The following is a 9,238-nucleotide window of genomic DNA, read 5'->3' as shown; positions in this document are numbered from 1 at the left end:
TCGGCGAGCTGCTCCATCAGCGCCTCCGCCGAGACCGGCTTGGCGACGACCCTGTCCACGAACTGGCTGCCTTCGTGGGCGGCGACGCTCTCACCCCAGCCCGTGAGCAGGAAGACCGGTGTCTCCGGGGAGACGGCCTTGACCCGCTCGGCCACTTCCCAGCCATTCATTCTCGGCATGCCGAGGTCGGTGATGACCACGTCGTGCTTGCCGGGGTCGAACACCTCGAGCGCCTCCTCGCCCTTGGAGGCGGTGGTGACGGCATGCCCGCAGGCCTGCAGCGTATCGGAGAGCACGGTGAGCAGGCGCGGGTCGTCGTCCACGAGGAGGATGCGCACCGCCTGCTCGGGATGCACGGATTCCACCACGCCGACCGAGGGTGGGATGATCTGGAAGCGGCTGGCGTGCAGGCGCATGCGCACGACGGTGCCGCGGCCCGGCTCGCTCTCGATGGAGAGGCTGCCGCCGTGGCGCTCGACGACCTCCGCCACTTCGGCCAACCCGCGACCGCCCCGCGCCGTCGGCGCGCCCTGAAGCGCGCGGTGGGTGAGCAGCCGCGAGTGCTCCTCGGTCATGCCGATGCCCGTGTCGCGCACCTCGATGACCACCCAGCCCGACTCTTCGCTGGCCGCGCGGATCCCCAGCGCCCCGCCGTCGGGCATGGCCTGCACGGCATTGAGGATGAGGCGGACGAGGGCGTCGCGGAGCTCGAAGGCAATGCCTTCGACAGGCGGCAGTGCCTCCATGTCCTGGGCGACCGTGATGACCACGCCGCGCCGCTCGGCGTCGTCCCGCCAGCGCGGTGCCGTGAGATCGAGCGCCTCCTGGATGACGGCGGGCAGCCCCACGGGACCGAAGGCGACCTCGGGCTGGCGCGACACGAAATCCTGGAGACGCCGCACGGTGGCCGAGGCCTCGAGGGCGACGTCACGGACCACGAGGAGCCGCCGGTGGGCCTGCGAGTCCTTCTGGGCGTCGCGCAGGAGGAGCTCGGTATAGGCCAGGATGGCGGCGAGCGAGTTGTTGAAGTTGTGCGCGAGACCGCCCACCGTCTCGCCGAGCGAGCGCAGATCATGCCCCTGGTCGAGCCGTCCCCCGCCCTCCGTCACGCGCCGCGAGAGGTCGCGCGCCCAGCTCTTGAGGGTCAGGACGGAGCGGTCGAGCTCGACCTTGGTGCGCGACATCTGGCGCGCAATGTCCTGGATCTCTTCGTGGTCCGCGAACAGGAGGGGATTCTTGGGGGGCGCCGGCTCGGTCCCCCCGCTGATCCAGCGACCCAGCTTCTCTCGGACCCGCCCCACGCCTAGAGGTTCACCAGCTGGGCCACCCGCTCGCGATGCCACGTGGCATCGCCGAAGGTGAACTCTGACCCCTTGGCCCGCTTGAAGTAGAGGTGCAGGTCGTGCTCCCAGGTGAAGCCGATGCCGCCGTGGAGCTGGATACCGGCGCCGGACACGCGCCGGTAGGCGTCGGAGACATAGGCCTTGGCCATGCTGACGGCCAGCGGCCCCTCGGGCACGCCCTCGTCCATCGCCCATGCCGCGTAGTAGGTGATGGACTTGCTGTTCTCGACATCGACCAGCATGTCGGCGGCCTTGTGCTTGACGCCCTGGTAGGAGCCGATGGGCCGGCCGAAGGCCTGGCGGATCTTGGCGTACTCCACGGTCATGTCGAGCACCTTCTGGGCGCCGCCGCACATCTCGGCGCAGAGCCCGACGGTGGCGCGGTCGATCACGCGCGCGAGCGGCTTCCCGCCCGCTCCGGGCGCGCCCATGATCGCCTCGCCGCCCACCGAGACGTTCGTCAGCGTCACCTCGCAGAGCTTGCGCGTCTGGTCCATGGTGGGCAAGAGCGTGACCGCGAGTCCCGGCGTGCCCTTGGGCACGAGGAAAAGCGAGATGCCGTCTTCGGGATTTTGCCCCGAGGACGTGCGGGCCGCCACGACGATGACGTCGGCCGTATGCGCATCGTGCACGAAGAGCTTAGTGCCGTTCAGGGTGAACCCGGAGCCCTTGGCCGCGGCCTGGAGCGTGATGCCGGCCGCGCCCAGCTCGGCCGAGGGCTCCATCCAGGCCAGGGTGGCCCGCGCCTCGCCCGAGCAGATCTTCGGCAGCCAGGCTTTCTTCTGCGCGTCGCTGCCCGCCTCCAGGATGGCGAGTCCACCCAGCAGCACCGTCGAGAAGAACGGGCCCGGCACCACCGCCCGCCCCATCTCCTCCAGGAGCACCACGAGGTCGACGATGCCGAGGGCCATGCCCCCGTGCTCTTCGGGGGCGATGAGACCGAGCCATCCCTGCTCGGCGAGCTTCTTCCACAGCTCGGACGTCATGCCTTCGGGCGCCTCCATCAGCGTGCGGACCGTCGTGGAGGGGCACTCGTTGTCGAAGAACTTGCGCGCGGTGCTTCGGAGCAGCTCCTGCTCTTCGTTGAAGCCGAAGTTCATGGTCTAGCCTTTCGGGAGGCCGAGCACGCGCTCGCCCATGATGTTCTTCTGGATTTCCGTGGTGCCGCCCTCGATGGAGTTGGCGCGCGAGCGCAGGAAGCTGTGCTGCCAGACGCCGCCGTCCACGGCCCACTTCGTGCCCCGCCCGAGCTGGGCATAAGGGCCCTGGAGCTCCATGGCGAGCTCTTGAAGCCGCTGGTGGCCTTCCACCCACATCATCTTGCCCGCCGAGGCTTCGGGCCCGGGCAGCTCGCCCTTGAGGAGCTTCGTGACGGCGCGGGCGCCCGTGTACTTGAAGACCTCGGTGTCTATCCAGAGCTGCGCGAGCTTCTGGCGCATGGTGGCGTCCTTCGTCGCGGGCGCCCCGCCCTTCTTGGACCGGCGCGCGAGGTCGACGAGCCCGTCCAGTGCGATGCGCAGGCGGACCTGGAGGCCGAAGCCGAGGGCCAGACGCTCGTACATGAGCGTGGTCATGCCCACGGCCCATCCGTTGTTGAGACCCCCCAGGATATTGGCCTCGGGGACCTCGACATTGTCGAAGTAGACCTCGTTGAACTCGGCATCGCCCGTGATCTGCTTGAGCGGCTTCACCGTCACCCCGGGGCTATGCATGTCGAGGAGGAAGTACGTGATGCCCTTGTGCTTCTCGGCCTTGGGGTCGGTGCGCGCGAGGAGCATCATCCAGTCGGACTGATGCGCGAGCGAGGTCCACACCTTCTGGCCGTTGACGACGTAGTGATCGCCGACCTTTTCCGCGCGGGTCTGGAGCGACGCGAGGTCCGATCCCGAGTTGGGCTCGGAGTATCCCTGGCACCAGATCTCCTCGCAGGAGAGCATCTTGGGCGGGTAGCGGCGCTTCTGCTCCTCCGTGCCATAGGCGATGATGGTGGGGCCCGCCATGCCGATGGCCAGGATGTTGAGGACGGGCGGCGCCTTGGTGATGGCGATCTCTTCGTGGAGGATCATCTCCTCCATGAAGGTGAGGCCGCGCCCGCCGTAGTCCTTGGGCCAGGTCACGCCGACGAAGCCCGCCTCGTACATCTGGCGCTGCCACTTACGCAGGAAGTCGTAGACCTCGGGGCGCGGCACATCCGAGCCGATGCGCATCCGATCGGTCCAGTCCTTGGGCAGGTTCTTCTTGAGCCAGGAGCGGACCTCGTCCCGGAAGGACGTCTGTTCGGGGGTCAAAGCGAAATCCATACACCCTCCCTGGGGCGCGGGCTTTGCTGCGGGGTCATGGGGGCGACTGAACGACAGTTCAGTGCCATGATACGAGGGCCCGGCAAAGAGTGTCAAGAACGCATTACACGTGGGGTTTTCCCTCGTAAAGCGCTGCGGTATACTGCCTGCCGCCATGGCCGGCCCTCTCGCCATCTCGCTGCCCCGCCTGCGGGCCCATCTGGAGACCCTGGCCCGGTTCGGAAGGAATCCCGACGGCAAGGGCATTACGCGGTCCTGCTGGAGCCCCGCGCACGAAGAGGCGCGCGCCTGGCTCCTCGATCGCATGAAGGAGGCCGGGCTCAGCACCTGGGTGGACGAAGCGGGGAACACCTTCGGCCGCCTCGGCAATGGGGGTCCGGCCGTGGTGACGGGCTCGCACATCGACACGGTGCCGAACGGCGGGCCGCTCGACGGCGCCCTCGGCGTGCTGGCCGGCCTCGAGTGCCTGCAGACCATGTACGAATCGAACGTGCGCACCCGGCTGCCCCTCATGGTCGCCGCCTGGAGCGACGAGGAAGGGCGCTATGGCGGCCTCTTCGGCTCTCGCGCCTTCACGGGCAAGCTCGACGCCAAGCATATCCCGCAGCTCCGCGCGGCCGATGGCGAGCGGCTCGTGGATGCCATGGCGCGCGCGGGCTTCAATGCCTATGACGCGCCGAAGGCCCGCTGCAATCCGAAGACGCTCGCCGCGTACGTGGAGCTCCACATCGAGCAGGGCCCGCACCTCGAGGCGGCCAAGATCCCCATCGGCGTGGTCGAGGGCATCGTGGGCAACCGGCGCCAGTGGGTGACCTTCATGGGCCAGGCCGACCACGCGGGCACCACGCCCATGGCGTGGCGCCGCGACGCCTTCATGGCCGCCGCCGAGTTCGCCACGCGGGCCCGCCAGCTCATCATCACCAGGGGCAGCGGTCGGAGCGTGACCAATTTCGGGCGCGTGGAGGTCGGCCCCGGCGTCGCCAATATCGTGCCCGATCGATGCGTGTTGCTGCACGAGATGCGCGAGCTCGACCCGCGCGTGCTCGCGCGGCTCGAGCGGCAGTGCCTGGCTCTGGCCAAGCAGGTCGCAAAAAAGTGGAAGCTCAAGGTGACCGTGGAGGCCATCTCGCGAAGCGAGCCCGCCCGCTGCTCACCGCGCGTGATGCGCGCGGTGGCGGCGGCGGCGGCCGAGCTCAGGCTCAAGGTCAAGCACATGCCCTCGGGGGCCGGGCACGACGCTCAGAATCTGGCGGCGGTGACGGACGCCGGGATGCTCTTCATTCCCTCGCAGGGCGGCAAGAGCCACCGCCCCGACGAGATGAGCGACTGGCGGGCCATCGAGCGCGGGGGCAATACCCTGCTCCACACCTTGCTCAAGCTGGCCGGCTGAGCCGGGCGAGCGCCCCGAGTCGCCCGCCGGGCGACCGGCGGCACATTGTGAATTGCTCCACTTGGCTTTGCCTAGCCCTTCGCGTACACTCCACGCCGAGATCGCACCACGCGGCGACGAGAGGGCTCCGATCACCATGCTCCACCTGATGCTGGCCGTCGTTTTCACGCTTTTCCTGATCTTCCAGGCGCGATCTCTGGTCCACGTGCTGCGCGACAGGCGGGCGCACGCTCCGGAGCGCGCGCGCCGCTACTCCGACGTCGTGTGGGCCGTGATTCCTGTGGCCGTCGTCTTGATGCTGGCCGCCCGCAGCTGGCTGGCCGTCGTCGACCTGCCGCACCCCCCGACGGCCTCGGCGGGCGCCCGGGCCCCCGTCACTCAATCGGTCGCGCAGCCCGTCAGATGAAGGAGCCCATGGGCCGAGCCCGGTCGCCGTTTCGCGTGCCGACCGTCCTCCTGCTCATCGCGGTCGCGGTCGTCCTCTCCTCGTGCGGCTGGTCCTTGTGGGACTCGCCGATGACCACGGTCAAGCCCAAGTCGGACTTCGGGAAGGGCATCCAGGATCTCTTCATGCTGATCTCCTGGTGGACCCTCGGGATCTTCATCGGCGTCGAGGGCGCCCTCGTCTGGGCCTGCTTGCGCTTCCGCGAGAAGCCCGGACAGCCCATCCCGAAGCAGGTGCACGGCTACACGGTGCTGGAGGTCTCGTGGACCATCGCCTTCGCGGTCATCCTGCTCATCATCGCGATACCGACCATCCAGATGATCTTCAAGACCCAGGAGCCGGAGGCGGCCAGCGCCCTCCGGGTAGACGTCGCGGGCCGGCAGTGGTGGTGGGAGTTCACGTACCCGGAGTACGAGTTCTCGACGGCCAACGAGCTGCATCTCCCCGTCGGGCGCCAGGTCGCTTTCCATCTCCACGCCCCCGACGTCATCCACTCCTTCTGGATGCCCCAGCTGGGGGGCAAGCGTGACGTGGTGCCCCACCGGGTCAACCGTCTCACCCTCACCCCGGAGATTCCCGGCGAGTTTCCCGGGCAGTGCGCCGAGTACTGTGGCACCTCGCACGCCAACATGCGCTTCCGTGTCATCGTCCACTCGAAGGAGAATTTCCAGAAATGGGTCGCGGAGCAGCGGAAGCCGCCTGTGGAGCCCACGAGCGAGCTGGCCAAGAAGGGCCAGGAGCTCTTCGCCCAGTCGACCTGCGTCGGCTGTCACACTATCCGCGGCGTCTCGGGTGGCGCCATGGGGCCCGACCTGACGCATTTCGGCAGCCGCAAGACCTTCGGGGCCAACCTGCTGGCGAGTACACCCCAGAGCGTCGCGAAGTGGATCGAGAACCCCGCGCACATGAAGCCGGGCGCGCTCATGCCCGACCTCGGCATCCGGGGCGAGCAGAGCAAGGCCCTGGCCGCCTATCTCCTGAACCTGAAATAAGAGGATTCTTCATGGCCACACAAGTGGCCTTCATGCCCGGAACCCGCGCCAAGCCCAAGACGCTCGAGGTCATCTGGTCCTGGCTCACCACCGTGGACCACAAGCGGATCGGCATCCTCTACGGCGTCTCCGCGTACGTTTTCTTCCTCGTGGGCGGCGTCGAGGCGCTCCTCATGCGGCTGCAGCTGGCCAGGCCGGACGGGACCCTGCTCTCGGCGCAGACGTTCAACGAGCTGTTCACCATGCACGGCACCACGATGATCTTCCTCGCCATCATGCCCATGGGCGCCGCCTTCTTCAACTTCATCATTCCTCTGCAGATCGGCGCGCGGGACGTGGCCTTCCCGCGGCTGAACGCGCTGTCCTACTGGGTCTTCCTCTCCGGCGCTCTGTTCCTGCACTCGAGCTTCCTCGCGGGGAGCGTTCCCGACGCCGGCTGGTTCGGCTATGCCAACCTGACCACGCGCCAGTTCTCGCCGGGGAGCCACGTCGACTTCTGGATGCTGGGGCTGCAGATCCTGGGTCTCTCGTCGCTCATGGCGGGGTTCAACTTCATCGTGACCATCATCAACATGCGCGCCCCGGGCATGACCCTCATGCGCATGCCGCTGTTCACCTGGATGAGCTTCGTCGTGCAGTTCCTCGTCGTCCTCGCCTTCCCGGCCATCACGGTGGCCCTCATCCTGCTCATGTTCGACCGTTTCTTCGGCACCCTGTTCTTCTCCCCGGCCGCGGGCGCCGATCCCCTGCTCTGGCAGCACCTCTTCTGGATCTTCGGTCACCCCGAGGTCTACATCCTGATCCTGCCCGCCATGGGCATCGTCTCGGAGGTGCTGCCGACGTTCTCGCGCAAGCCGCTCTTCGGCGCCCCCGTGGTCATCTACTCGGGGATCATGATCGGCTTCTTCGGCTTCGGCGTGTGGAGCCACCACATGTTCTCGGTGGGCATGGGCCCCGTGGCGGACTCCGCCTTCTCGATCGCCACTCTGCTCATCGCGGTGCCCACGGGCGTGAAGATCTTCAACTGGATCGGCACTCTGTGGGGCGGGGCCATCCGCTTCACGTCCCCCCTCCTCTTCGCCCTGGGCTTCATCTCCATGTTCATCATGGGCGGGCTCTCCGGCGTCATGCACGCCTCCCCGCCTGTCGACCTGCAGCAGACGGACAGCTACTTCATCGTGGCCCACTTCCATTACGTGCTCTTCGGGGGGTCGATCTTCGGTCTCTTCGCGGGCGTCTACTACTGGTGGCCGAAGATCTTCGGCAAGGTCCTCGACGAGCGGCTGGGCCAGGTCCACTTCTGGGTCATGTTCATCGGCTTCAACGTGACGTTCTTCCCCATGCACTTCCTGGGGCTGATCGGCATGCCGCGCCGGATCTACACCTACGCGCCGGACCTCGGCTGGAACTTCTGGAACTTCGTCAGCACGGTGGGCGCCTTCATCATCGCGCTGTCCTTCGTGGTCTTCATGGTCAACGTGGCGAAGACGTCGCGCTGGGGCGCGCCCGCGCCCGCCGACCCGTGGGATGCCCGCACCCTCGAGTGGACCATCTCGTCGCCGCCGCCCGTCTACAACTTCGCCATCATCCCGACCGTGCACGATCGCGACGAGTTCTGGATCGCCAAGTACGGCGACGGGCACGGGGCGCCCCCGCGCAAGTCCGCCCCCGCGCCGCCCGTCGACCCCGCCTCCATCCACATGCCGCCGCCCTCCTACTGGCCTCTCCTGCTCGCCGCGGCCATCGTCTTGACGATCTCGGGCCTGCTCATCAGCATGTATCAGGTCATCCTCGGCGGGCTGCTCACCCTCTACTGCATGGCCCGGTTCATGCTCGAGTACCACCGGCCCGCGCCGGGAGGCCACCATTAATGGCCGACGCCCACGCGGCCGCCCACGATCCGAACATCGGCATCACGGGGCTCGACAACCGCAAGCTCGGGATGTGGGCCTTCCTGGGCTCCGAATGCATGTTCTTCGGCTCGCTGATCGGCACCTACCTCTCGTACAAGGGCAAGAGCATCAGCGGGCCCGGGCCGCACGAGATCCTGAACATCCCCCTCACCTCGGTGAGCGCCTTCGTGCTCCTGATGTCCTCGCTCCTCATGGTGCTGGCCCTGGCCGCCGTCCAGCGCAACGACATGACGTGGGCCAAGATCTGGCTCTTCATGACGGCGCTGTTCGGCTCGGGGTTCGTGGGCTTCCAGTGCTTCGAGTTCACCCACTTCGTCCACCTGGGCCTGACCCTGCACACCAATCTCTTTGGCACGACGTTCTTCGTGCTCACGGGCTTTCACGGCGCCCACGTCACCGGCGGCGTGATCTGGCTCCTGTCTCTCTGGGTCCTGGCCTTGCGCGGCAAGCTGGGGCCGCAGGACTCGCTCAAGGTCGAGATGTGCGGCCTGTACTGGCACTTCGTGGACATCGTGTGGATCGCCATCTTCACCCTTGTCTACCTGATCCCGTAGGAGGCACGCAGACATGGACGCGAGCTACTCGCAGGCGCCATCGCACGGACACGAGGAAGGTCATGCCAGCGTCGCCACCTATATCAAGGTGGCGGTGGTGCTGGCCATCGTCACGGCCGTCGAGATCGGCGCGCTCTACATCCCCGGGCTGCCGAAGCACTTTCTCGTGGGATTCCTGATCGTGATGTCCATCTTGAAGTTCGCCCTCGTGGTGGCCTTCTTCATGCACCTCTACTACGACAGCAAGCTGCTGACCGCGCTCTTCGTCGGGCCCCTCACCATCGCCTGCGCCATCATCTTG

Annotated in this window: 9 protein-coding genes; 6 read left to right on the top strand and 3 right to left on the bottom strand. The window is 67.3% G+C overall.

Going from position 1 to position 9,238, the window contains the following annotated elements:
- From VGT00_13100 to VGT00_13090, 3 genes are all read right to left on the bottom strand, one after another.
- On the bottom strand, positions 1 to 1,301 hold a 1,301-nt coding region (locus VGT00_13100; protein HEV8532350.1), incomplete at its 3' end, for a response regulator.
- Between the two features lie 2 nt (positions 1,302 to 1,303).
- The gene (locus VGT00_13095) at positions 1,304 to 2,443 is read right to left on the bottom strand and encodes an acyl-CoA dehydrogenase family protein (protein ID HEV8532349.1); all 1,140 of its coding nucleotides are present in this window, start codon (positions 2,441 to 2,443) and stop codon (positions 1,304 to 1,306) included.
- A gap of 3 nt (positions 2,444 to 2,446) precedes the next feature.
- Entirely contained in the window at positions 2,447 to 3,643 is a 1,197-nt protein-coding gene (locus VGT00_13090; GenBank protein ID HEV8532348.1) for an acyl-CoA dehydrogenase, read from the bottom strand.
- A gap of 154 nt (positions 3,644 to 3,797) precedes the next feature.
- Here VGT00_13090 and VGT00_13085 point away from each other — a divergent pair, with 154 nt between their 5' ends.
- The 6 genes from VGT00_13085 to VGT00_13060 form a co-directional block, all read left to right on the top strand.
- Positions 3,798 to 5,033 carry a Zn-dependent hydrolase gene (locus tag VGT00_13085; GenBank protein ID HEV8532347.1) on the top strand — a complete coding sequence of 412 codons (1,236 nt, stop codon included), beginning with the start codon at positions 3,798 to 3,800 and terminating at the stop codon, positions 5,031 to 5,033.
- A gap of 136 nt (positions 5,034 to 5,169) precedes the next feature.
- Positions 5,170 to 5,439 (top strand): hypothetical protein, encoded by a 270-nt coding sequence (locus tag VGT00_13080; GenBank protein ID HEV8532346.1) that lies wholly within the window; start codon positions 5,170 to 5,172, stop codon positions 5,437 to 5,439.
- 8 nt (positions 5,440 to 5,447) lie between these two features.
- Complete coding sequence (gene coxB / locus VGT00_13075) at positions 5,448 to 6,470, top strand: cytochrome c oxidase subunit II (GenBank protein HEV8532345.1); 1,023 nt, start codon at positions 5,448 to 5,450, stop codon at positions 6,468 to 6,470.
- Positions 6,471 to 6,481: 11 nt separating this feature from the next.
- On the top strand, positions 6,482 to 8,341 hold the full coding sequence (ctaD, locus tag VGT00_13070; protein HEV8532344.1) for a cytochrome c oxidase subunit I: 1,860 nt from the start codon (positions 6,482 to 6,484) through the stop codon (positions 8,339 to 8,341).
- Positions 8,341 to 8,937 (top strand): cytochrome c oxidase subunit 3, encoded by a 597-nt coding sequence (locus VGT00_13065; GenBank protein ID HEV8532343.1) that lies wholly within the window; start codon positions 8,341 to 8,343, stop codon positions 8,935 to 8,937. The genes ctaD and VGT00_13065 overlap by 1 nt, the downstream gene beginning before the upstream one ends.
- 13 nt (positions 8,938 to 8,950) lie before the next feature.
- Positions 8,951 to 9,238: cytochrome C oxidase subunit IV family protein (locus VGT00_13060; GenBank protein ID HEV8532342.1), on the top strand; the 288-nt coding region annotated here is incomplete at its 3' end.

The organism is Candidatus Methylomirabilota bacterium (assembly GCA_036002485.1).
Lineage (GTDB): Bacteria > Methylomirabilota > Methylomirabilia > Rokubacteriales > CSP1-6 > AR37.
Note: the sequence above shows the minus strand (reverse complement) of the source record. Positions and strands in the feature narration are given on the sequence as shown.